Annotated in this window: 11 protein-coding genes and 1 tRNA gene; 6 read left to right on the top strand and 6 right to left on the bottom strand. The window is 57.8% G+C overall.

Features of this window, described 5'->3' with window-relative positions; translation table 11 throughout:
* Positions 1-29 precede the first annotated feature (29 nt).
* Entirely contained in the window at positions 30-1,721 is a 1,692-nt protein-coding gene (ggt, locus tag DRW39_RS03285; RefSeq protein ID WP_116105541.1) for a gamma-glutamyltransferase, read from the top strand.
* A gap of 134 nt (positions 1,722-1,855) precedes the next feature.
* Here ggt and carB read toward each other — a convergent pair whose 3' ends face one another.
* Complete coding sequence (carB, locus tag DRW39_RS03290; RefSeq protein WP_116105542.1) at positions 1,856-4,693, bottom strand: carbamoyl-phosphate synthase large subunit; 2,838 nt, start codon at positions 4,691-4,693, stop codon at positions 1,856-1,858.
* 253 nt (positions 4,694-4,946) lie between these two features.
* Here carB and DRW39_RS03295 point away from each other — a divergent pair.
* Positions 4,947-5,031: transfer RNA gene (locus DRW39_RS03295), tRNA-Ser, on the top strand.
* 313 nt (positions 5,032-5,344) lie between these two features.
* Here the strand turns inward: DRW39_RS03295 and DRW39_RS03300 are convergent.
* From DRW39_RS03300 to DRW39_RS03310, 3 genes are all read right to left on the bottom strand, one after another.
* The gene (locus tag DRW39_RS03300; RefSeq protein ID WP_116105543.1) at positions 5,345-9,664 is read right to left on the bottom strand and encodes a sugar-binding protein; all 4,320 of its coding nucleotides are present in this window, start codon (positions 9,662-9,664) and stop codon (positions 5,345-5,347) included.
* 332 nt (positions 9,665-9,996) lie between these two features.
* Positions 9,997-11,541: a hypothetical protein gene (locus tag DRW39_RS03305; RefSeq protein WP_116105544.1), complete on the bottom strand. Its 1,545-nt coding sequence runs from the start codon at positions 11,539-11,541 to the stop codon at positions 9,997-9,999.
* A 440-nt stretch (positions 11,542-11,981) separates the two neighbouring features.
* A complete protein-coding gene (locus tag DRW39_RS03310; protein ID WP_116105545.1) occupies positions 11,982-12,815 on the bottom strand; it encodes an alpha/beta hydrolase in 834 nt (277 codons plus the stop codon).
* A 66-nt stretch (positions 12,816-12,881) separates the two neighbouring features.
* On the opposite strand from DRW39_RS03310, the gene fmt reads away from it, so the two are divergent.
* Together fmt and DRW39_RS03320 are read left to right on the top strand one after the other, a co-directional pair.
* Positions 12,882-13,823: a methionyl-tRNA formyltransferase gene (gene fmt / locus DRW39_RS03315; protein ID WP_232830050.1), complete on the top strand. Its 942-nt coding sequence runs from the start codon at positions 12,882-12,884 to the stop codon at positions 13,821-13,823.
* 55 nt (positions 13,824-13,878) lie between these two features.
* Positions 13,879-16,971, top strand: a complete 3,093-nt coding sequence (locus DRW39_RS03320; RefSeq protein ID WP_116105546.1) for a S41 family peptidase — start codon at positions 13,879-13,881, stop codon at positions 16,969-16,971.
* On the opposite strand, the gene bshC is transcribed toward DRW39_RS03320, so the two are convergent.
* The gene (bshC, locus tag DRW39_RS03325) at positions 16,972-18,558 is read right to left on the bottom strand and encodes a bacillithiol biosynthesis cysteine-adding enzyme BshC (RefSeq protein WP_116105547.1); all 1,587 of its coding nucleotides are present in this window, start codon (positions 18,556-18,558) and stop codon (positions 16,972-16,974) included.
* A 74-nt stretch (positions 18,559-18,632) separates the two neighbouring features.
* On the opposite strand from bshC, the gene DRW39_RS03330 reads away from it, so the two are divergent.
* Together DRW39_RS03330 and DRW39_RS03335 are read left to right on the top strand one after the other, a co-directional pair.
* Positions 18,633-19,727 carry an endonuclease/exonuclease/phosphatase family protein gene (locus DRW39_RS03330; RefSeq protein WP_116105548.1) on the top strand — a complete coding sequence of 365 codons (1,095 nt, stop codon included), beginning with the start codon at positions 18,633-18,635 and terminating at the stop codon, positions 19,725-19,727.
* A gap of 77 nt (positions 19,728-19,804) precedes the next feature.
* Complete coding sequence (locus DRW39_RS03335; RefSeq protein WP_198664775.1) at positions 19,805-20,608, top strand: hypothetical protein; 804 nt, start codon at positions 19,805-19,807, stop codon at positions 20,606-20,608.
* On the opposite strand, the gene DRW39_RS03340 is transcribed toward DRW39_RS03335, so the two are convergent.
* Positions 20,605-23,250 carry an AAA family ATPase gene (locus tag DRW39_RS03340; RefSeq protein WP_116105549.1) on the bottom strand — a complete coding sequence of 882 codons (2,646 nt, stop codon included), beginning with the start codon at positions 23,248-23,250 and terminating at the stop codon, positions 20,605-20,607. The genes DRW39_RS03335 and DRW39_RS03340 overlap by 4 nt on opposite strands.
* Between the last annotated feature and the right edge of the window lie 143 nt (positions 23,251-23,393).

The raw sequence follows: 23,393 nt of genomic DNA on the forward strand, positions 1-23,393 counted from the left end.
GTGATAACTTAGGCGCCAAGAACATTCCCATGCGCGCCACCTTTCACCTGCTCCTTTTCCTTTCGCTCAACCTTTCCCTTATGGCCCAGGATCGCATCACCGGCTCCCTCGACGCTACCCGATCCGAAGTGCTGGCGGCAAACGGAATGGTCGCTACCAGCCATCCGCTGGCTACGCAGATCGGTCTGGATGTCCTCAAGCAGGGGGGAAACGCCATCGATGCGGCCATCGCGGCCAATGCGGCATTGGGTCTTATGGAACCTACCGGCTGCGGGGTCGGCGGCGATCTTTTCGCGATCGTCTGGGATGCCGGGACGCAGCAGGTTTACGGACTCAACGCCAGCGGCCGCTCCCCCAAGAATATGACGCTGGCCGATCTGAAAGCGAAAGGTTTGGACAAAATCCCTTCACTGGGGCCGCTCCCGGTCAGCGTACCCGGTGCCGTCGATGGGTGGTTCAGCCTGCACGAGCGCTTCGGTTCGGTGCCCATGGCCGACCTGCTGGCACCGGCCATCCAGTACGCCGAGGAAGGTTTTCCCCTCACCCAACTCATTGCCTGGTACATGCAGCGATCGGTGCCGATGTACATCGATCGGGGCTTCCCCAACGTGGAAGACACGTATATGGGACAGAACGGCGGCGTACTGCCCGACGAAGGCGATATCTATCGTAATCCCTTCCTGGCCAGTACCTACCGGCGCATCGCGCAGGGCGGACGGGATGCCTTTTACCAGGGCGAGATAGCGGAGACGATCACGAATTTCATCCAGCAGCAGGGCGGTTACCTGTCCGAAGCGGATCTCGCCGATCACCACTCGGAATGGGTGGATCCCGTGTCGGTGAATTACCGCGGGTACGACGTCTGGGAGCTGCCCCCGAATGGCCAGGGCATTGCCGCCCTACAGATGCTGGCCATTCTGGAAGGCTACGACTTTAAAAATATCCCGTTCGGCAGCGCGGAACATTTGCACCTGTTCACCGAAGCCAAGAAGCTGGCCTTCGAGGATCGTGCGAAGTATTACGCGGATATGGACTTCGCCATTGTTCCCGTTGACGAGTTAATTAGCGAGACTTACGCGGAAGATCGACGGGCACAGATCGGGGACAAAGCCAAGGTGTACGACGCCGGCGAAATCAGCGCCGGTGAGACGATCTACCTAACCACTGCCGATAAGGACGGCAATATGGTCTCGCTGATCCAGAGTAACTACCGGGGAATGGGTTCCGGGATGGTGCCGCCAGGACTCGGATTCATGCTCCAGGACCGTGGCGAACTGTTCACGCTCGAAGAGGGCAAGGCAAACACCTACGAACCGGGCAAGCGGCCGTTTCACACGATTATCCCGGCCTTCATCAGCAAAGATGGTCAACCCTGGGTCAGCTTCGGCGTGATGGGCGGCGACTTTCAGCCCCAGGGCCATACCCAGATCGTCATGAACCTAATCGACTACGGCATGAACCTGCAGGAAGCCGGCGATGCCGCCCGCTGGGACCACACCGGCGGGTCTTCCCCGACCGGCGATGCACCCGGGCCGGGGCAGATACGCGTCGAATCGGGCATCCCCTACGAGACCATCCGCGGGCTTATCGATCGGGGCCACTCCGTCGGCTTCACCCGCGACGGCTATGGTGGCTACCAGGCGATCCTGCGGGACCCAGAAAACAACGTCTACCACGGCGCTTCGGAGAGCCGGAAGGACGGGCAGGCGGCGGGGTATTAGAATGGGTTGCTGGGTGCTGGGTGGTGGGTGCTGGTTGCTGGTGATACCATCTCGGCATGTATCGCACTAAGGCTGGTGGGGTAGCACGGGAGCACGTTACCTCGGGCTAGAAGTCCTCGACCTTGGCACGAACGCTACCGCGTCAAATACTGGCTCCGGTTCTTATCCAAATCGCGGAAGAAGGGATCGGTCATGTCCACCACGAAGCGGATGGCTTCGCCGGTCGACTTCATCTCAGGACCGAGCTGCTTATCCACGTTCGGGAACTTGTTGAAGCTGAAGACCGGCACCTTGATCGCGTAGCCGCTGGGCTGCGGGTTAATGTCGAAGTCCTTCAGTTTGTGGCTGCCCAGCATCACCTTGGTGGCAATGTTGAGGTAGGGTACTTTATAAGCCTTGGCGATGAAGGGCGTGGTACGCGAAGCGCGCGGGTTGGCCTCGATGACGTAGACCTTCTCCTCGCCGGTTTCCCGGTCGGTACGTATGGCAAACTGTACGTTGAGCAAGCCTTTGATCTTCAGGGCGAAGGCCAGCTTTTCGGCGTACTCCCGCATTAGGTTGACGGCCGATACGCTGAGGGAGTAAGTCGGCAGCACCGCGCTGGAGTCACCGGAGTGGATGCCCGCCGGCTCGATGTGTTCCATGATGCCCATGATGTGGACTTCGTCTCCGTCGCAGATGGCATCGATCTCGGCCTCCTTGGCGCGGTCGAGGAAGTGGTCGACCAGTACCTCGTCGTCGGGAGCCTTTTTAAAGATGGAGAGTACGTGTCGCTCCAGTTCCGCATCATTGATGACGATCCGCATGTCCTGACCGCCAAGTACGTAACTCGGGCGAACGAGCACGGGGTACTTCACGCGGTTAGCTACCTCGAGCGCTTCGTCTGCATCCTTGGCCGTTCCGAAGTCGGGGTAGGGGATGTCCAGGTCCTTAAGTAGGCTGGAGAAACGGCCGCGGTCTTCGGCGAGATCGAGGGCTTCGTACTTGGAACCGACAATGTTGACGCCCCGGTTGGTGAGTTCCTCCGCCAATTTCAGCGCCGTCTGGCCACCAAGCTGGACGATGACACCTTCGGGTTTTTCGAGTTCGATGATCTCCCAGAGGTGCTCCCAGAAGACCGGCTCGAAGTACAGTTTGTCGGCCGTATCGAAATCGGTGGATACCGTCTCCGGGTTGCAATTCACCATAATGGCTTCGTAGCCGGCTTCCTGCACTGCTTTAAGTCCGTGAACGCAACAGTAGTCGAACTCAATGCCCTGGCCGATCCGGTTTGGACCCGAACCGAGCACGATGATCTTCTTTTTGTCCGATACTTCGCTCTCGTTCTCCCCGTCGAAAGTAGAATAGAAGTATGGGGTGTGGGATTCGAATTCCGCGGCGCAGGTATCCACCATTTTGTAGGTGCGGCGGATGCCTAGCTTGTAGCGTTGCTGGGTAACGGCTTCCTCGTCTACCCGCAGCAGGTAAGCGATCTGCATATCGGAGTAACCGACTTCCTTCAGCGTGCGGAAGAGATCCTCCGGCAGGTCCTCGGGTACGTTATACTTGAGGACCTCGGCGTCGTAGTCCACCAGCCGCTTAATCTGGTTAATGAACCAGGGATCGATCTTGGTCAGCTTCTGAATGGTCTTGCGGGGTACCCCCAGTCGGAGGGCATCCTTCAGACGGAAGAGCCGGTCTTCGCTGACATTCTCCAGTCGATGCAGGATATCATCGGTTTTGATCCACTCCTTCATGTCGGAGCCCAGTCCGCCGCGGCCGTTTTCCAGCGACTGGCAGGCCTTCTGCAGCGCTTCCAGGAAGTTGCGGCCGATGCCCATGACCTCGCCGACGGACTTCATCTGCAGGCCTAGCCTATGGTCGGCCCCGGGGAATTTGTTGAAGTTCCACCGCGGGATCTTGACGATGACGTAGTCCAGCGTCGGCTCGAAGAAGGCCGAGGTCGTCTTCGTGATCTGGTTCTTTAGCTCGTCCAACCGGTAGCCCAGCGCGAGCTTGGCGGCGATCTTGGCGATCGGGTAACCCGTAGCCTTGGACGCCAGCGCCGAGGAGCGGCTTACCCGCGGGTTGATCTCGATGACGATAAGCTCCTCCGTCTCCGGGTTCTGACTGAATTGGATGTTACAGCCGCCGGCGAAGTTACCCATCGAGCGCATGGCCAGGATGGCCTGATTACGCATGTCCTGGTATGCGGTATCGGATAGCGTCATGGCCGGGGCAACGGTGATGGAGTCGCCGGTGTGGATACCCATCGGATCGAAGTTCTCGACCGTACAGATGATCACCACATTATCGGCCGAGTCACGGAGCAGCTCGAGCTCGAATTCCTTCCACCCAAGCACGGCTTTATCGATCAGCACCTCGTGCGTAGGGCTGGCGTCCAGACCGCGCCGAAGCATCTCCGGGTATTCGTCTTCATTGAAGCAGAATCCGCCCCCGAAACCACCGAGCGTGTAGCTGGGCCGGATCACCAGCGGAAATCCGATTTCCTGTGCCGCTTCCATACCTTCCAGGAAGGAGTTGGCGATCATGGCCGGGGCACATTTCAGTCCGATCTCTTCCATGTGCTTGCGGAAAAGCTCGCGGTTTTCGGCCAACTCGATCGCTTCCAGGTCGACGCCGATGAGGCGGATGTTGTATTTGTCCCACAGGCCTACCTCTCCACACTCAATGGCCAGGTTCAGCGCGCTCTGTCCGCCCATGGTGGGCAGTACGGCATCGATCTGGGGCTGTTCCTTCAGCACTTGCTCGACGTGCTCGATGTCCAGCGGCAGCAGGTATACATTGTCGGCCGTCATCGGGTCGGTCATGATCGTGGCCGGGTTGGGGTTGATGATCGTGACCTCGATACCTTCTTCCCGCAGGCTGCGACTGGCCTGGGTTCCGGAATAATCGAATTCACAGGCCTGACCAATAATGATGGGTCCGGACCCGATAATGAGTACCGATTTTATACTAGTGTCCTTTGGCATGGGGGAGAGCGTGGTTCAAAATTCGGGCAAAGATAAGACGACGCAACGCAAATAGGGCGGCGGAGCGCAGGAAAGAAGCAACCCCCGCGAAACGGGCAGTACCACTGGATTCCGGACTTCCGGATATGGCTGTACCAGGCGAATTTTAGTTTCTGAACGGTACGGGCTTACCTTCGCGGTTTCCCCCGCTGCGAACGGCTTGTAGTTTTGCCGCCCCCTACTTACCTTTGCCGCCCGAATAGATCACCTTCCCGGAGGAATGGCAGAGTGGTTTAATGCACCGGTCTTGAAAACCGACGTACCGAAAGGTACCGGGGGTTCGAATCCCTCTTCCTCCGCAAAGCTTCGGCTGCCCCGCCGGCGTAGCCGCCGAAAAGTAAAACGGCCGCTGACGTCAAGCATCTTAAGCTTGTAAGCCAGGGGCCGTTTTACTTTTCACTCGTAGGTTGGTATAGCCGGTGCTTGCCGGCCGCCTGTAGGAAATAGCGTAGCGAACCGTACAAATGCATATAGCATTTACCGCATACTACGAAGCGCGCATACGCACCCCAGGCCGCAGCACGAAAAAAGGGGAAGAATGGTTGCCATTCTTCCCCTTCCAGTACCTACACCCGGAGCGATGAACTAGCGCGAGTGGATGCAATCATCGGCTTACCGGAACACCACCCGCTGGGTAAGCCGCTCGTCTCCACGCTGAAGCAAGAGGAAATAAACACCAGCCGGAAGCCCGGCTGGCCGGTCCATAAAGTATTCGCTAGAACCCGCGGCAATGCTGACCATCTTCCATTCTCTGCCGAGCGCATCGAGGATTTGCAGTGTACCTGCGGTGCTTTCTGCTGGGAATTTCAGTCGCACCAAGCCGGTTGCCGGGTTCGGTTGAGCGACCAGTAAAGGGGCGGTCGGTCGTGCTTTATCCGCCCCGACCGGCTGATGCAACAGGTCAGGCATTTCCGTGTTTTCAGGTTTTGGCTGATCGTAAGCGAAGTATCCGTTGCAGTTCAACCACTCACTGCGCTTGAATCCCGGGTTACAACGGGTACCGGCCTGGAACGTTCCGGTGCTCAGGGTGGTCCCGGCCTCGGATTCGTAACGCTCGTCATTTACATACATGCCGTCGACCCGCAGATCGCGCGCACCACCGCGATCATTGACGAAGGCCACGCGGATATCCGATGCTTCGACGTAGCCTTCCGCCGTGAAGCTGTAGGCTTCAAAGACTCCGGCAGCAGCGTTGCCGCCTACGTTTGCCCAGGTCGCTACGGTTACGCCACCGATTTGCAATTCCATGGTTTCCGTATTCTGGCGGCCGGCGGCAGAAATGGTGATTTCCGTAGCCGCCACGTTGGTGAGCAGGGCGGTGCCGAAGTTCGCCGGGCGGGTGTAATTGAGGTCTGTGTTCGACCACCATCCGAGCTTGCCCTCCCGGTCACCACCGGGGGTATCGTTGTCCGCTACGGCAACGTCGAGGCCAAGGTACCGGCCCTCCCTCGGGGTCACGCCCAGATCCGTCCAGGCGAATGCTATTTCCGCGCGGTACCCGCCTTCCGTATCGACCTGGGCGCCCAGGGAGTTCGGGAGGGCGAGGGTGCCGCTTACGCCGATTGGTGCCGGGGTTCCATACCCGTAAATGACCTGCCGATCGTTGGCATTGTATGCTTCGGTCTTATCGTTCGTGACGTCGAGGTAGACTTCCACGCCGTCGAAGTTCCAGGGCTGACCCGGGTTGGCGACCGGAACGAGGACGTCATCCACCACCTCAACCAGTAGATAGAGATAGGTTTCGTCCCACATTGTACGGTAGGACGCGCTCAGGTCTGTCGCACCCGTCACGATCCCCGTCGATACCTTGTCCAGGTCATAAACCTGCGCCTGCTCCCAAGCCGGGTCCACCGCTCCGTCAACGCTGATCGGGCGACCGGTGCCCGCCACCAGGGCCTTGGGCACTTCGTTGACGAGTAGATAGATCGTCTGGCTTTCCGCCGATCCGTAGGCGTTCGTAGCCGTGAAGGCGAACTCGGTTCCCGTATCATCGAGATTTAACTGATCCAGGGTAAGGACGGCCGAGGTCTCGCCTTCCAGCAATTCGCCTTCCCGGTACCAGGCGTAGGTGATAGGTTGGCGACCTACCACCGTCGGGAATATTTCCGCTCCACTGCCTTCCGCAACTTCAATTGTCTCCGGTTGCTCCAGGATAGTCGGGGCGAGATTGGGCGGGTTGTCTCCGTTGATGTCGATCCAGTCCTCCAGCGCGCGATATTTGTAAGCTATGATATCGGGCTGCCCGATGTACTCTTTCGCGCCCCAGGCCATGCCCCGGCTGAAACCGCCGGCATAGTAAAAGTTCGTGTAGATGTCGACGTAGGGGGCCAGTTGATCCAGGTATTCCAGGTAGATCTGGTACATGGTCGGGTCCCGGTTGATGGTTTCACCGCGGGAGGTGAAGTGCTGACCGCCCTCGTAAGTGGCCAGACCGATGTCGTGTCCACTCGCTCCGATAATCGCGTAGTGCGCCTTTACGTTTTCCATCGTGGAGGCCACCATATCCCGCAGGTCATCGATCGGCTCCTCGGAGGTTAAACCGTTGTTGATCCCGAAGTAGGGAGCGATGGCGTAATAGTCCGGATAAATGCCGGAAACATTGATCTCCGGATCCGCCAGGGCGTCGAGGTGGACGCGGGTGAGGTCCGGTTGACCGCTCCATCCCGCGAGCACCTTTTGTACCCGTGCGGAATCGCCGGCATACTCCGTTTGGAAGATGCCGTAGATCTGTACGGAGCGGTGTACGTAGTAGCGGAAGCGGGCGTATTCGTCATCGCCAAACCACGCGTAACGAGGGAAATCACCAGAATCCAGCCCGAGGGCAAAACCACGCTCGTTCGCATATTCCTCGGCGGCGAAGCCGCCCCAGACTTCATTGGAGTATTCAATGTACACCCGAAGTTCCGGATCGAGGTATTGGTGGATCAGGGCGGCGAGTTGGGTAACATAATCGTCGGTCGCGGCGTGGGGAACGTTCATCCAGAGGTCCGCGCCGGTAAGGTTACACAGTTTGATCATCCATTCGATAGCCATGCCTTCGGCAATGATGTCCTTTTCCTTGTCGAAGTTGGGGCGAACGGCCTGACTCGCATCATCGGGTTGCCTGCGATCGGCCCAGTCCGTGATCGCGTTATTATTTGTCGTTACCATTCCCATAAACCGGAGCACTTTGTAGCTGCCGAGTTCTGCCAGGTACAGGGAGTCGAAGGGGTTAGCGTTGCCATAGTCCGCCCATGCGGCGGCAAAGTCTACATTTTCCTTCCAGATACCGGTGGTGTAGGATCCAAGACCGGAACCGATATCCATGGTACCGCTCGCGGCTGCCCGTTCGTCTGTGGAGATCGCAGTGCTATCGCTTTGGTCGGAGGTATTACCAAGACGGTCCACCGCTTCCACGCGGAGATCGTAAGCACTAAGCGGAGAGAATCCGAAAAGCCGGGCACTCGTATCGCTGGTCACTTTCCAGAGATAGTCGTTGACGTAGAGGCGGTAGGAAGCAACCCCGACGCCGGCATCGACGGATGGCGACCATTGGACGTCAGCGGTCGTAGCATCGCTGCCGGTAATCGTGATGTTCTGCGGAACCGTAGGAGGCGTGCGGTCAAAGTCTTCCGGAAGGGCCAGATCGAAGTCGAAGCGGGCCACGCCGAGGGCGCCTTCCTTTTGGTAATCACTCCGCGTCAGCCCTTCCCGCTCTTCCAGCAGCGTCCAGTTGACGCCGTCATCTGAGGCTTCGCAGCGGAAACCCGGTATGGTCTGCCAGGTATAGGTGCCGATAGCGATGCCTGTGGGGTAGACGACGACGTCGTTGAACCGGAGGGTGACTTCCATATCCGGACCCACGTACCAGTGGGTGTCGTCGGCATCGTCGAAGGCTTTCCACGGCCCGTCGAAGTTGTTAATGTTCTCCGTGGTGCTGCTGATTTCCACCGCTGCGGAACCGTTCGCCGTGGTGAGTGCATCGAAGGGGAGGGCTTTTTCGCCCATCATCCAGTCGATATTCACCAGTTGGCGACGATCGCCGATGGCGTTCAGCACCGTGAACCGTAGGTAGGTGTAACCTTCGGCAACTGGTGGATTCTCGGTGGTCACCGTAAGGGTAGCCGGTGGCGAGGCATTGAATTCGCTGTCGTAGGCCACCACCGTTACCTCGTAATCGGTGCTGGGCTGTAGGTCGATCTGCGTGAAGCTCGGGGTAGGGGTGAAGCCGGCGGCTACGCTATCCACGTAAATCTGGTAACCGGCAATGTCGCTGGCGTCATCGACTGCTTGCGACCATTCGACGGTTACGCTGTTTTGGGTGACCGATCCAAGGGAGACGACGGGTGCGGCGGGCGGTACCGTGTCTATGGCCACCGCTTCGGTTCCGAACAGGAAGATACCATCGGTACCCGACGGTCCGAAGTAGCTGTTATCCATATTCGGCGGGGACGTATAAAGAATCTCCCAGCCAGCTTCGGGGTCGTTGGTTGCCTCGACGCGGAAGGAGGTTAGGGGACTCCAGCTAGGCCGGCGGATCCGAACGCCGGTGAGATAAATGGGTCGGGCGATGAATTCCAAGGTGTATTCCACCTGGCCGTCCGAGCCATCCCCGATGTAGAGCAAATTGCTCAGCGATTGATCGAAGAGGAGGTATCCGTTGTACGGGGCGCTCCCGTAAAACTTTGCTTCGATGGAGCCGGCGTTGCTTTCCATCGGCAGCCGTGGGTAGGTTAAGTCACCGTTGAGAAAGGTGACCTCGCGAACCTGACTGCCGGAAAACACATCGTCGGCTACGAAGCGAACGAAACGGTAGCCCACTGCGGAGTCCTGAGCGTACGAACTGCCCGGTAGAAAACTAAGTATCAACAGCAGCAGGAGACTGTTTAGCCAGTGGAGTTTATAAGGTTTATCGAGCGGTGAGAGGAGCGCCTGCGAGATAGCGTACAGCATAAAGGAGTAGTTGTGATGGGTTTAGGTCGGGCTCTACGAATAGAACCTGCTGCGAATGTGGCATACCTAAGCTTCCTGACTATGACGGGATGTGCTGAATTCGCAAAGGCGACCCGGTTTACCCATACCTCCTATTGGGACATCATGTAATAGGCCTAGAGGTTTAAGCGGTGCAACCGACAATCGTACGTTGACTAGGCCGAATTGCTTCCGTAAGCTTTCATAGCCACGTAAGGCAGTTCGCGGTTTACCCCGATGAGGGCGGACCGGCTGGGTTTGCATAGCGTTATGCCTTCTTTTTATTTCGGCCGCAACGAGCTGCTGAATGAGGATCAGGTATTTTTCGACTTATCTACGGTATTTCCCGTTTGTCGCAACCGAATCCGCTTATACCCTAACTGGTCCAGGATCATGGACCACAGCATTTCATAGGGAACAAGCTCCAGGTAAAAGTCCAGACGGGACTCCGAGAGGGGTCTTTTCTGCATCAATGTGATGTAGCGCGTGGTATGTCGTTCGACGGCCGCGCGGTGAAACTGCTGCGTAGCCAGCTGTGCCAGGGCCTTCAAAAAATACCTTACTCGTTCGTGGCTTTTGCCCTTCAGGTGCCGTGACGCATACTTATTCACGGCTTCTATGCTGTACACCGATTTATTGTGCCGGCGATTCAGGACGTGGTCGACAATTTCAATAATCATCAGGTGGACGTTCCGACTGTTTTTTTCTCCGTTGGCGTATTCGAAGGAGTTGAGAAAGCGGCTGACGCGAAACCGTTCGAAGGTTTTATCATCGGGGTGGGTACGGATCCGGTCCATTTGCACAAGGAGGTAGAGGTAAGCCTCCATGATGCGGAAGGTCTCGAAATAATAGGATAGCATATTCCGAGTCAGCGTCTCCGGCCGAATCGTCAGGAAGGTATCGTAGGCTTCCTGGAATTTGCCGGCTCGCAGCGCTAATAGCAGCAGTAGTTCATAAACCTTCAGGTAATTAAAGTCGCTGGGGGACGTCTTTTCCAGCAAGCGATTGGCAAAAGCCGTACCCCGCTTGTAGTCGTTGAGTTGGGTGTATGCAACGGTGAGATTGGCTTCGAAGACCTGAAACATGGTCGGTTGTGCGGTCGGCTTACCCTCTAAATAGGCGATGGCTTTGTTTGCCGTTTCAATAACGGCTTCGTAATTCTTGCCGGCCAGGTGAATATTGATTTCTAGCAAATACACCAGATACGATATGATGGCCCGGTCGTAGCGTTCGATGAGGGAGTAATGCTGTTTGCAAGCCTCCCGGGCGGCCAGCCGTACCTCCTCATCCGGTCGCCTGCTGTTTCGCAGGTAGTTGACGTGATTTAAGCTGGCGGCTACATCCTGATAGGAGAAGGCCATGTCCCGGTAGCGATCCGCTTCCTTGGCGTAAAACTGATATTTGTCCGGATCAAACTGCCGGTTCGCGTACTGCCGGCGAAGCATCACGGCGCACTGATAGGCACCGTCCAGCAATTCCAGATCTTCACACATGCGAAAGGCTTCCTGGAGGTAGGGCAACAGTACCGACGAGGCAACCGAAGTGCGTAGCTGTTTCGCTATCGCAATGAGTTTCCATACGTAATTGTGTGCCCGCTGCCGTCGATCGGTTTGGCGTTCGGCCGGCTCAATGGCGGTGAGCGCATTGAGCAGATGAAGCTTCAATTGGTGTTTGACCTTCCGAAAAGCGGGGTCACCGGCTTCCAGGCCGAGCTGCCTGGCGGCGGCTTCAACGGAAGGTTCATCGGCTTCCTGTAAGTAGGAAAAGAGGGTTTTAAGGGCGGTATCGTTTTTAACGTTGCAGGTGCACAGCTGATACTCGTCACCCAGGAGCCCAACCAGCTCCGATATTTGATTCATAGTGTTTCAACGGTCGGGTGCCAAAAACTAGCTACCTGGCAGTCCCGATACAAACAAAATAGGAGAAACCGGTCCGCGCCGAGGCGCGAAAAGCATACATTCTATTGGGATTACGCTTAAAATAAGTCGGCACCGCCCGTGTAATTCTCAGATTTCAGGGAAGCGCAGCACTCATCAGGCTATGCAGGTTGCAATGGCGAGCTGAAAGTGGGAAATTATTTAGCAATAGAGCGCGCAATTATTTAAGCGTGCGACGTTACGCTCCCCTTTTCAATCAGCAGCAACCCGTGTACAGATTGTTGTATGGTAATCAAATTCACACGACCACGGCATTGGTAAATCAGGCAATGGCGTAATAAAAGCCCCGGGACCCGAGATTGCATACCTATGTTTTGGTACCACAATGGGCCGGAATTGGCTGGCTAAATAATGACAGCTCCCTAGTGATTAGATAAACGCTGATTCATCCAAACGTAAATACCCTCGAGTATCCGGGGTGATTCGGGCTCGTGATGTAGCTCGTGATATACCCCTTGGTAAATTTGCAGCGTAATCTGGTCGGGGTTGCGCTCCACGAAGCTCTTCGTGGCCTGGGCATCGGTAATGCGGTCCCCGGTCCCGTGTATGATCAAAGTCGGTACCGACAGCCCCCCGGCGTACTGCTGTAAAAATTGCGCCCGCTCCAGCAAATCGATACCCGTCTGACTACTCAGGCGGTTGTGCACGTAGGGGTCGTTCTTATAGGCCTCGATTACCTCCGGGTCGCGGCTCAGTGAGGTGATGTCCAGCTGGTTGTCCAGCGTGAAGGTAGGATAGAGGCGCCGCATCAGTTTACCTACGGCCACCAATGCCGGGTTGGGTTGGAAGGCCTCGGCGATGTGCGGAGCTGATACGATGGCGCCCCGGATAGCCGGCTTGCGGTGAATGAGGTAGTGCAGCAGCAGCTGACCGCCCATGCTATGGCCGTAGAGGAAAACGGGAATGTCCGGGTAGCGCCGCTCGCAGTGGACCATGAGCTGGGCGACGCCGTCTAGGTAGCTGCGGTAAGATTTGGCGTAGCCCCGCCGTCCCTCGCTGCGGCCGAAACCCTGGCGGTCGTAGCCGATGACCGCAATGCCCTGCTCGTTGAAGAAAGCAGCAACCCGCTCGTACCGGCGGCAGTGCTCGCCGAGGCCGTGGATGATGCCGACCACCGCGCGCGGGTGCTCAACCGTCCAGTCGACCGCGTAAATGCGTAAGCCTTCTTCGTTTGTCCAGTGAAACTCGTTCATCATCTGCAAGCAAGTTACGGTGTGCGGCTTTTACCTGCGCCGCGCCGCCCAATTCCTACCTTTGCGCCCATGAAAAGCTCCCCCCGCATCGTCTTCATGGGTACCCCCGAATTTGCCGTCCCCAGTCTGGAAAAAATCGTGGAGGCCGGATACCCGGTCGTCGGGGTCATCACGGCTACCGATAAGCTGGGCGGTCGCGGCGGCAAGCAACTGTTGGAGTCGCCGGTGAAAAAGGCCGCGCAGCGCCTGGACATCCCCGTACTGCAACCGGAGAACCTGAAGGACGCCGCCTTCCAGGCCGAGCTCCGCGCATTAAATTCCGATCTTCAGATCGTCGTCGCCTTCCGTATGCTGCCCGAAGCGGTATGGAACATGCCGACCCTCGGCACCTTCAACCTGCACGGCTCGCTGCTGCCGAAGTACCGCGGTGCGGCCCCCATCAACTGGGCGGTCATCAAGGGGGAACTGGAAACCGGGGCCACCACCTTCTTTATACGCCACGAGATCGATACCGGCGATATCCTACAACAATTGCGTATCCCCATCGGCGAGAACGACACCGCCGGCGACGTCCACGACCGCATGATGCACGACGGGGCGAACCTGGTGGTCGACACCGTTCGCCAGATCGAGGGTGGCGACTACGAGCTGAAGAAACAGGACGACAGCGCCGCCACCCCGGCCCCGAAGCTGAACCGGGACATGGCCCGCATCGACTTCGACCTGCCCGCCCGGGAAGTACACAACTTCGTGCGCGGACTCAGCCCCTGGCCCGCCGCGTGGACGCAGCTTAATGGCGACCAGCTCAAACTCATCCGTACCCGCGTGGAAGCCGGCCGGACCGACGTGGCCCCGGGCACGGTGGTAACCGATGGCAAGACGCAGTTCAAGGTCGCCTGCCAGGACGGGTTCCTTTACGTGCACAAGCTGCAGCTGGCCGGCCGCAAACGCATGGACATCGAAGAATTTCTGCGAGGCGTCGACGTAGCGAAGGGAACCGTGCTGGAGTAGGGAATTGCCCGGCCGCGTTTTGTAATTTGGGGCTTTAATCCCCCAATTTGGCCCGATGAAACCACTGATTATCCTTCTTTTGGTCTGCGGCACCCTTAGCGCCCAGGATCTCTACTTCGTTGACGAACCCACCCTCACGCCCGACGGCAGGGAGATTGTATTTAGCTACAACCAGGACCTGTGGCGCGTTCCCGCCGCGGGCGGTATGGCCTCCCGCATTACCGCACTGGAGGGCAATGAGACGAATCCTTCGATCAGTCCGGACGGGAAGTACCTGGCCTTTAGCGGCAGTCAATACGGCAATCTGGACGTTTACCTGATGCCCCTCGAAGGCGGACCCATCCGGCAGTTGACCTACCACGAGGCCGACGATAAAGTGGAAAGCTGGTCGTGGGACAGCGGCATGGTCTACTTCACCTCGGGCCGCGAGAACCGGATGTCGACCTATACGGTACCCGTGGCGGGCGGAACTCCGGTGCGGCAATTCGGGGAAAATTACTTCAATACCGTGCACAATGCCGCCGAGCATCCTGATGGGAGTGTCTACTTCAACGAAAGTTGGGAGAGCAGCCTGTTCGTCCACCGGAAGCGGTACCGGGGGCCCTACAACCCCGACATCAAACGCTACGACCCGGCTTCGGATACCTACACCAAGTTGACGGAGTGGGAAGGAAAGGATATGCTGCCAGTGATCGACCGGGAGGGCACCGTCTACTTCGTATCCGACCGCGATAACCAGGAGTATAACCTGTACCGACTGACCGATGGCGGAGCGGAACGCCTGGCAAGCAGTGCCGAATCCGTTTTCGCGCCGGCCGTCAGCGCCGACGGCAGCCTATTGGCGTACGTCAAGAACTATCAGCTGTACACGCTCGACCCCGCTTCCGGCCAGGAGACCAAAGTGCCGGTGACGATTAGCGGTTTCGAGGGGCTGGCCAAGCAACAGGACTTTAAGACCGGCAGCAACGTCACCGCCTTCGACGTGGCCTACGACGGAGAGAAGATCGCCTTCGTTTCCCGCGGAGAACTCTTCGTTGCCGACGAGGAAGGCAAATTTATCCGGCAATTAATGACGGGGCCCGGCCGGGTGCGCGAGGTTAAGTGGCTGAAGGATAACCGAACCCTGCTGTTCAACCAGACGGTCGATGGCTACCTTAACTGGTTCACCCTGCCCGCCGACGGCAGTGGCGAAATGGTGCAGCGTACCGACGACGACCGGAACAATCGCGGTCTGGTCGTCAGTCACGATACCACCCGCGCCGTGTACCTCAGCGGCCGCGACGAACTACGCATACTGGACCTGGACGATTACAGCAGCGAAACGATCCTGACCGACGAATTCTGGGCCATCCAAAATACGCTGCCCCGCTGGTCGCTCGATGACGCCTACGTGGCCGTCAACGCCCGCCGCGATTTCGAGATGGATATCCTGGTGTACAACGTAGCCGATAAAAGCCACTACAACCTGACCGAAACGGGGGTGTCGGAATGGGGACCGTACTGGTCGCCCGATAGCAAGTATCTCTACTTCCATTCCGCCCGCCATCAGCCCGGCTACCCGCGGGGTGGGGGAGACGCGAATGTCTACCGCCTGCCGCTGCGCCGGGTAAGGGAGCCCTTCCGGACGGCCCGCTACGATCAACTGTTTAGTGATGATCAAGACGAAAAGGATTCCGTCACCGTCATTGAGCCAAAGGGCATCATGGAGCGTATCGAACAGATCGGCACGGCCTTCGGCGACCAGGGAAGCCTGGCGGTCGTACAGGACGGAGAGAAGCAGATCGTGATTTACGGTAGCGATCAGGAGGGCGGCAAAACCCAGCTGTACAAAACCGTACTGAGCCCCTTCGAAGACCCGAAGACGGAATCCATCGACGCGAAGGGTGCCGGTGGCGCGGATGACCTGGTCACCGCCGACGGTAAACACTACCTGCTCGGTGGCGGCAAGATCCTTAAGCTGGACCTCGACAAAAACAAGGCCGAGCCCATTGAGCTGGACTATACCTTCCGCCGCACCCTGCGCCCCGAATTCGAGCAGATGTACTACGAGACCTGGGCCAACCTAGAGGAAAACTTCTACGATTCGGAGTTTCACGGCGTGGACTGGCGGGAGGTCCGCGATCACTATTCCGAGTTCCTGCCCTACGTCAGCACCCGGGGCGATCTGCGCCGCCTGATCAACGACATGCTCGGCGAGCTCAACACCTCCCACTTCGGCTTCTACTCCTCCGGCGAGGAGGAGGAAACCACCTTCGGATCCAAGACCTTCGATCTGGGTATAAGGTTCCGGGCCGACGAGCCCTACGTGGTCGAGTCGATCGTTGCCGACGGGCCGGCGGACTACTCCGACATTGATCTCCAATCCGGCGACCGGTTAATTGAACTTGACGGCCAGGCAATAGATCCGGCAGATAACCGATTCAGCTACCTGACTCGCCCAAGCGTAGACGGGGAAGTCGAGGCCAAATTCGAGCGGGGAAGCGATGGCTTTGTCGTTCGCCTGCACCCCGTTTCCTACGGTCAGGCGCGAGATTTGCAGTACGACGCCTGGGTGGACGAAAACCAGCACCGGGTAGACGAGGCCACCGACCAGAAAGTCGCCTACGTATACATGAAGAATATGGGCGGTGGTGAGCTCGACAATTTCCTGAATGAGATGGTCTCGGAGGGGCATAACCGGGAGGCACTCATCCTGGATTTGCGGTACAACACCGGCGGCAACGTCCACAATGACGTCCTGCAGTTTCTGAGCCAGGAACCCTACCTGAAATGGGGCTACCGGGGCGGCGAAAAAACCCTCCAGCCGAACTTCACTCCCGATGCCAAGCCGATCGTGCTGCTCATCAACGAGCAGAGTCTGAGCGACGCGGAGATGACCGCCGAGGGCTTCAAGCAACTGAATCTGGGCACCACCGTAGGCATGCCCACCTACCGCTGGATCATTTTCACCAGCGGCGGCGGCCTGGTTGACGGCTCCTCCTACCGCCTGCCGAGCTGGGGGTGCTACACCCTGGAAGGCAAGAACCTGGAGAAGACCGGCGTGGAACCCGACGTCCGCGTCGACAATACGATGCTCGACCGGCTGCACGGCCGCGACCCCCAGCTGGAGCGGGCTATTCAGATCGTTACCTCGGGCGCCAGGAGGTAACTACGGCTGGATCACCACCAGGCCGGGCTCCAGGGGGTCGAGGTGCTCGATCAGGCTCTGCAGCATCTCTTCGCCTTCCTGCAGGTAAATGTTGAGGAAACTATCGTAGCGTTCCTGCATGCCGTTATCGGGGAAAAGTTTGTCGCGCAGTGTCCGGATCTGATTCATGGAGGTTTCGAAGCGCTGTTTCTCCGTGCGCCGGATCCGGCCTTCCAGATTTTCCACGGCCTTTGCCTGGCGGGCGTGCTCCCCCATCACGGCTTTGGCCAGGGTCGGGTCGATCACTTCCGCCTTCTTGGCTATGCCCTCGAATAGTGCTTCCAGTTCCTTCAACTCCTCACTCAGGCTCAACTCGTTCTCCGATTGCTCGGCGACATAGTCCCGGATGATGAGATCGGCGGGCTGGAAAAGTTTGCGGTAGTCCAGGTCGAGTTTGTCGAGCTTCTTCTGGTTGCCCTTATCGATCCACAGTACCGAGTTCCGCCGGATCAGCATGGGAAAGTTCAGCCCGAAGGTGTCGAACTGCTCCTTGCGTTCCAGCCAGTAGGCCAGCTCGCCGCCCCCGCCGATGTAGGCCAGGTTCGGAAAGATCAGTTCCTGAAAGAGCGGGCGCATGACCACGTTGGGGCTGAAGCGCTCCGGGTGGTCCGAGAGTTCTTTTCGCAGCTCGGCCTCGGTGAAGGTTTTATCGGTATCGATTACGCCAAAGCCTCCGTCTTTGCGCACGATCCGGTCGCGGCGGTTGGGGGTGAGGTAGAACAGGTTGATTTCCCGGGCGTGCGCCTGTCCGCTGTAGCCCAGTTTTTCCAACTGCGATTGCGCCTTCTCGATCAGCGGCTGGCTAACGGAACCGAATATCTCCCGTTCCATGATCTTCGCGAAGGCCGCTTTAAAGGGCTTTTTGCTCATGTCGGCCACGACCAGTCCCTCCTTTCCGAAAAGATCGTGGACCAGCGCCACCGCCGCCGCGCCGTAGGTGTCGTGCTTCTTGTAAGCGCGCTCGATACGTGCGTACATGTCCTGAGCCGTGGGGCGGTCTCCCAGGATATCCTTTAACTCGGCGAGGGCATCCCCGAGGGAATCCGTTGATAGAGCCCCCACAGGTCCGCCGGCATTTTCGGTCCACTCGATCCGGTTGCCGTATACCTGCGCGTGGTTGATCTCCTCGAAATCGTGGTCCTCCGCCCCGCTGATGAAGACGGGTACGAAGTCTTTGTCCGGATAGGCTTCTTTAAGCTGCCGCGCGAGGTTGATGGTCGAGCAGATCTTGAGGATGTAGTAGAGCGGCCCCGTAAACAAGGCGGGCTGATGCGCCGTGATCACGGTATAGGTTTGCAGCGAGCGCAGGATAGAAACATTATCGGGGACTTCGGTCAACTCCAATTCTTCATACTGGGCCAATAGGGTGTCGACCAGCAGATCCCGGTCCGTACCGTCCTTGTCCTTGTCTTCCATGACTTCGGCTAAAGCTTCCTTCCGGACGTCATACTTATAAAACGGTCGCAGGTCGTCGATGCCCGTGGCGTAGGCGACATCGCGCTTGCTAAACTGGGGAACTTCGGTGAAGGGTATACGCTCTATTTTCATGGCTTATCCTACAACCCAGGCGGGCAAAGGTTTGCAAATACGTACCGGCCGCAGGCGGTGCTTTACCTTTAGGCATGCGTAAAATCTGGCGTTGGCTGCGTATTCCCCTGGCCATCTTGGCACTCTACCTCGTCGGCATACTCCTGTACGGAACGGTGACCGACTGGCGTCCTAAGGGGGAAACCGACCTCGTTGCCAGTGCCGGTCAGCGTGCTGCCTCTACCCAGATTCAGGATTCGGTACTGACCTTCGTGACCTGGAACGTCGGCTACGGCGGACTGGGCGCCGCGGACTACTTTTTCTATAATCGGGGCGACTTTTTCTGGACCGACTTCGGTAAAGCCCGATCTCCCCGCGAAAATGTCGATGCCTACGTTGCGGGTCAGGAGCTTACGATTTCCAGTACACAGAGTGACTTCTTCCTGCTCCAGGAGGTCGATACCGCCAGCCGACGGAGCTACTACACCAATCAACTGGCGCAGGCCCGCGACGTCCGCCCCGATTATTCGGTTTACTACGCCCCGAATTTCCAGAGCCGTAACGTGCCCATTCCGCTTTTTCAGCCCTGGGACCACTACGGCGCGGTTCAATCCGGGCTGGTGACGCTATCCCGCTTCCAGCCTTCGGAAGCCCAGCGCCTGCAGCTGCCGGGAGAATTTCCCTGGCCCACCCGAATGTTCCAGCTCGACCGTTGCGCGCTACGGCAGGTATTCCCCACGGCGGCCGGGCCCGATCTGGTCGTCTATAACGTTCACCTATCCGCTTACGACAGCGACGGGAGCTTGCGTCGGCAACAAATGGCCTATTTACGGGAGCGGGTGACGGCGGATTACGCGGCGGGGCAATACGTGATCGTCGGTGGCGACTGGAACCAGATTCCCCCCGGTTTCAACTGGTTTTCCCTCAATCCGACCGTCGAGGAGACGATCTTACCACCCGGCGTAGCATTCGATTTTCTACCCTCCGGCTGGATCTGGGCCTACGATCCCGCGACGGGCTCGGTGCGTCGGTCGGATGAAGCCTACGATGCCCACCGATCCGAGAAAAGCGTGATCGATTACTTTCTGTGTAGTCCTAATGTCCGGTTGCGGCGCGTAAAGACCATAAACCAGGCCTTTCAGTTTAGCGATCACCAACCGGTTTATCTGGAGGCCGAACTACTCCGGTAGCCACCACACGGACCGAAATCGACTGATTATCGAATAGGCGGGGAGAACTCCCTCGGCTTCTTACTGTTATGGCCCGTATGAAAATCAGCTGCTACCTCACTTTCGCCCTCATCCTTCTACTCACCGCCTGTAGCGAGCCGGATAGTCCGTCGTCTGACGACACCGCCGACACGTCCGAAGCGGCAACGGAAGAAAACCCCGCGGCCGAAGGTTTCGATGAAGCCGGATCGGACCCGGAAGCCATTGCCATTGCCGATAGCATCGTCAAGTACCATGGAGGTAGAAAAGCATACGATGACGTCCGCTACCTGAGCTGGAACTTCTTCGGTGCCCGCAGCCTTGTCTGGGACAAGGAAGAAGACCGGGTGCGTATCGAAGCCCCGCGCGATAGCATGGTCTACCTTCTGGACTTCAGCGACGACGATCTCACCGGTGCCGTCAGTAAAAACGGGGAGGAAATGACCGAACCGGACAGTATCGATCTGTACCTGCAGGACGCCTACTCCATGTGGATCAACGACAGCTACTGGCTGGTACAGCCCTTCAAGTTGAAAGACAGCGGCGTAACGCTTACCTACGAGGGAGAAGGCGACGACCCACAAAAGCAACGGCCCTCAGACATTCTCAAGCTGACCTTTAAGGAGGTAGGCGACACGCCCGGAAATATGTACAAACTGTACGTGGACCAGGATAACTACCGCATCAATACCTGGCAGTTTTTCCGTACCGCCGAAGACGCCGAACCCTCCATCAGTACGCCCTTTGATGGCTATCAGGATTACGCCGGTATCATGCTTTCCGGCGACCGGGGCGGCCGCTTCCAGCTAAGCGATATCTCGGTAACCAACGAAATGGACGATTCGGTCTTCACCGAATTCTAGAATCCGATGCGTTTCCGCTGGATAGACAGTTCCTTCGTGTCCAGCTTCAAATGCTCCACGTCGGCGCGCGAAATGCGGGCGCCGGGCGAACGCTTCGCCTTGCCGCTGCCCGCCTGTCGCAGATCGTGCCGACGCAGAACATCTACGACCAGTTGCCGAACGGTACGGGCATTGCCGAAGTAGGCATCGCGGTACTTGTACAGGAAGCCAAGATAATCGCGCAGGTGCTGCCGGGCGGGCGCGGACAACTGAACACGCCGCTGGCGGAACATATCGTCCGCAATACGCGCCAGTTGGTCCGGTTCGTAATCTTCGAATCGAAGGACCTTGTCAAACCGGCTACTCAGCCCGGGATTGGCCTTTAAAAAGGTATCCATATTATCGGGATATCCCGCTACGCAGACGAAAAACTCACCGCGCTGGTCTTCCATCCGCTTCAAAAGGGTCTGGATGGATTCGTCACCGAAATCGCCTCGCTGGCCCGCCTGGGTCTGGGTTAGGGCGTAGGCTTCGTCGATGAAGAGCACGCCGCCGATGGCTTCCTCGATAACTTTGGCCGTTTTTTCCGCGGTTTGTCCTACGTAGCCGGCTACCAGGCCCTGGCGGTCGGTTTCCACGATGTGGCCGCGCTCCAGTATTCCGAGCGCATTATATAGGGTAGCCAGGATCCGGGCGACGGTGGTCTTTCCCGTGCCGGGATTGCCCACCAGTACCGTATGCAGATGGAAGGCATTGAGCACGTCCCGACCGGTTTGTCGGTAGTAACGGACCAACCGGACAAGTTCGTGGAGTTGGGCCTTTACGCCCTCCATGCCCACGAGCCCGTCGAGTTCGGCTAAGCCCTGGGCCAACAGGTCCTCATTGACGGGGATGGCCGGTCGTTCGCGCGTCGTAATGGCCTTGATCTTATTGACATCCCCGACTTCGATCGTGGAGAGGTATTCGTCGCTGAGCGATTCGCCACTTTCATCGAGCGCCATGATGCGCAAGGCCATCTGCACCTTGGCTTTCTCGATCAGGTCGTGGACGTAGCGGGCGTTTCCGAAGGTCCGGTCCCGCTCGCGGAAGGCCCGGGTGATGGTTTCGTCGATCACGGCCTTCGCGGCCAAGGTCATTTTCACCCCCTGGCGGGTCGCGGCGTATTCGGCAATCTGACTGAGCTCCTGTGGCAAGAAATTGCGGAACTCGTAGAAGAGTTTGAAACGAGATTTCAGGCCGGTATTACTGTCCAGGAACCTTTTCATCTCATCGGTGTATCCGGCCACGATGACGGCGAGGTCACCCGCGCCGTTCGACATCTCCTTCACCAGGATTTCGATCACCTCCCGGCCAAAGTCCTTACCGTCGTCGTTATTGCGTGCCAGGGAGTAAGCCTCGTCGATAAACAGCACGCCCCCCCGGGCGCTTTCGATGACCTCCCGCGTCTTGGGCGCGGTCTGCCCGATGTATTCCCCCACCAGGTCGACCCGGTCGGCAACCACCGTGTGGCCGCTGCTGAGCAGCCCCATTTTCTTGTACAATTTGCCCATCATGCGGGCTACCGTCGTTTTTCCCGTTCCGGGGTTACCGCTGAATACGGCGTGCACGTCGATACCGGTGTCCATGGCGAAGCCCCGATCCTGGCGCAGCTGGAGAAACTGGATGTACACGGCGTGCTCCCGCATCTGTTGCTTCACCTCCTGCAGCCCGATTAGCGCATCCAGGTCGGCAATGATATGCTCGAAATCTTCCTGCTCGTCTCCATCCGGATTAAGGACGACGGGCTGATCCTTGCCGGGTATATAGACCTTTGGAAATCCTTCGGTGACTTCGTCCGTCACGTCGAACTGAACGGTAGCGATGAGGCTGTCCAAAAAAACGATCTCCGCCGTATAACTGTCTTCCCGCCACAGGTTTGGATTGGCGGCACCCCAGCCGACGCCCACTTTGACGTGGTCGTTCTCCGGCTTCACTTCGATCAGGCGGGACACCAGCCCCTTCAATTCCCTGGTCTGATTGTGAAACTTCGTGAATAGCTCCAGGTGCCAGGCGTGCCCGGGTTGCAGGTTCTGAAACTCGAGTTCGAGGTAGATGTACCGGGTTTCCTGACTGCTGAATTCGCGCAGGTAGACCCGGTCATCGGCCGAGACATCATCGTAAGGCCCTTCGTACATCTTTACGGAAAGCAGTTTCAGGTACTGGTCGGCGATGCGTTCCTCCTCCTCATCGAAGTCCTCATCTTCCTCGATGGCGATGATGTAAAAGTATTTGCTACCTACCCGTTGTCCGCCGATGTACGCTTCCCAACAGTACGTGCCGGCCTTCCAGAAGGTCCCCTTTTTTTGATTGCCCCAGCCTTCCCGGACGTAAATGGTCGGGTCGAAGCGGCTGACCTCCTTGTCGATAGACAGGCTACAAATCTCGCTTCGGCCTGATTCGTCTACCCGAAAACACTTCAGATCGACGTGCAATGACCAGTCCTCCGTATCGAAAGCCTTATTGTACAGGGAGAGTTCCGCGTAGACGTAGGCCGTTTCCTGGCGATCGAATACCTGGCGGTACTTCTTCACATTATCCCACAGGTACTCCGTCGAGTTGTACACTTTCAGTTCACGGAACTTAAAGTTGCTGCCGGCCGCGGATTTAGTCTTTGATTCCCGCATGTGGGTAAAGTACGCGTTTACGGATACAACCCAAATTAACGGCAAGTATTAATTTTTTAACCATTTGGTAATGCGATTTGCAACTTCCCAAACTGAGGAGCGAGTTATCTTCACCGTAGTTGCCACCAAACGCAAAGCTCATG

Origin of the sequence: Lewinella sp. IMCC34191, from assembly GCF_003390935.1 — a bacterium.
Lineage (GTDB): Bacteria > Bacteroidota > Bacteroidia > Chitinophagales > Saprospiraceae > Neolewinella.

Excerpts from the sequence above, each read along its gene's own strand:
- ggt (WP_116105541.1), top strand. The coding sequence starts at position 30 with ATGCGCGCCACCTTTCACCTGCTCCTTTTCCTTTCGCTCAACCTTTCC.
- carB (WP_116105542.1), bottom strand. The coding sequence starts at position 4,693 with ATGCCAAAGGACACTAGTATAAAATCGGTACTCATTATCGGGTCCGGA.
- DRW39_RS03300 (WP_116105543.1), bottom strand. The coding sequence starts at position 9,664 with ATGCTGTACGCTATCTCGCAGGCGCTCCTCTCACCGCTCGATAAACCT.
- DRW39_RS03305 (WP_116105544.1), bottom strand. The coding sequence starts at position 11,541 with ATGAATCAAATATCGGAGCTGGTTGGGCTCCTGGGTGACGAGTATCAG.
- DRW39_RS03310 (WP_116105545.1), bottom strand. The coding sequence starts at position 12,815 with ATGATGAACGAGTTTCACTGGACAAACGAAGAAGGCTTACGCATTTAC.
- fmt (WP_232830050.1), top strand. The coding sequence starts at position 12,882 with ATGAAAAGCTCCCCCCGCATCGTCTTCATGGGTACCCCCGAATTTGCC.
- DRW39_RS03320 (WP_116105546.1), top strand. The coding sequence starts at position 13,879 with ATGAAACCACTGATTATCCTTCTTTTGGTCTGCGGCACCCTTAGCGCC.
- bshC (WP_116105547.1), bottom strand. The coding sequence starts at position 18,558 with ATGAAAATAGAGCGTATACCCTTCACCGAAGTTCCCCAGTTTAGCAAG.
- DRW39_RS03330 (WP_116105548.1), top strand. The coding sequence starts at position 18,633 with ATGCGTAAAATCTGGCGTTGGCTGCGTATTCCCCTGGCCATCTTGGCA.
- DRW39_RS03335 (WP_198664775.1), top strand. The coding sequence starts at position 19,805 with ATGAAAATCAGCTGCTACCTCACTTTCGCCCTCATCCTTCTACTCACC.
- DRW39_RS03340 (WP_116105549.1), bottom strand. The coding sequence starts at position 23,250 with ATGCGGGAATCAAAGACTAAATCCGCGGCCGGCAGCAACTTTAAGTTC.